This window comes from Paramagnetospirillum caucaseum, from assembly GCF_000342045.1.
Lineage (GTDB): Bacteria > Pseudomonadota > Alphaproteobacteria > Rhodospirillales > Magnetospirillaceae > Phaeospirillum > Phaeospirillum caucaseum.
The window spans coordinates 1-794 of record NZ_AONQ01000186.1; the positions used below are offsets into that span (position 1 = coordinate 1).

Annotated in this window: 2 protein-coding genes; one reads left to right on the top strand and one right to left on the bottom strand. The window is 68.0% G+C overall.

All coding sequences use genetic code 11. The annotated features are described in order from the left end of the window. A partial coding sequence (locus H261_RS22925) for an NAD-binding protein (RefSeq protein ID WP_008622801.1) occupies nt 1–704 on the bottom strand: 704 nt, incomplete at its 3' end. A 14-nt stretch (nt 705–718) separates the two neighbouring features. On the opposite strand from H261_RS22925, the gene H261_RS26810 reads away from it, so the two are divergent. Continuing rightward, nucleotides 719–794: LuxR C-terminal-related transcriptional regulator (locus tag H261_RS26810; RefSeq protein WP_008622802.1), on the top strand; the 76-nt coding region annotated here is incomplete at its 3' end.

The following is a 794-nucleotide window of genomic DNA, read 5'->3' on the forward strand; positions in this document are numbered from 1 at the left end:
CCTGAGCCCCTATCGGCACGGGGCTCAGGGAACAGCCGTTCGGCGATGCCGCGGGCGATTTCGCGCTCGCCCATCACCACGGTGTCGGCCCCCAGGCCGGAGAGATGCTCGACCTGCGGGTCGGAATGGGCGCGGGCGATGATCCGCAGGGACGGGTTGGCGGCGCGGGCCTGCTGGACGGCCTGTCCCGCTTCGAAGGCATTGGGGATGGCCACCACCATGCAACTGGCCTTGGCCAGATTGGCCGCCTTGAGAACCTGCGGCTTGGCGACGTTGCCGTCGATCACCTCGATGCCGGCCTTGCGCAGCTGGGCGACGGTGGTGTCGGTATCCTCGATCACCAGGAACGTGTGGCGACGCTCCAGCAGGGTCTGGCCGATCAGGCTGCCGACCCGGCCATAGCCGACCAGCACCACATGACCTTCCAGCGAGGAGACCGGCAGGGACGCGTCGGCGGGGGAGATGGTATCCGGCGCGGCCTCTGCCGGTCCCGTCTCCTTTCCGCGCGTTTCCAGGCGTTTCAGGAGCCGGTCCATGGCGGCGAACATCAGGGGGTTGAGCAGGATCGAGACGATGGCGCCCGCCAGGATCAGGTCGCGGGCGCGGGGCGGCAGCAGGTCGAGGTTGACGCCCAACTCCGCCAGGATGAACGAGAACTCGCCGATCTGCGCCAGACTGGCCGAGATGGTCAGGGCCGTGCGCACCGGATGGCGGAGTGATGGAACTGCTCGCCCAGGGACATTCCAACAAGGTGATCGCCATCCGGCTGGATATCGGCGTGCGCACCGTGGAAA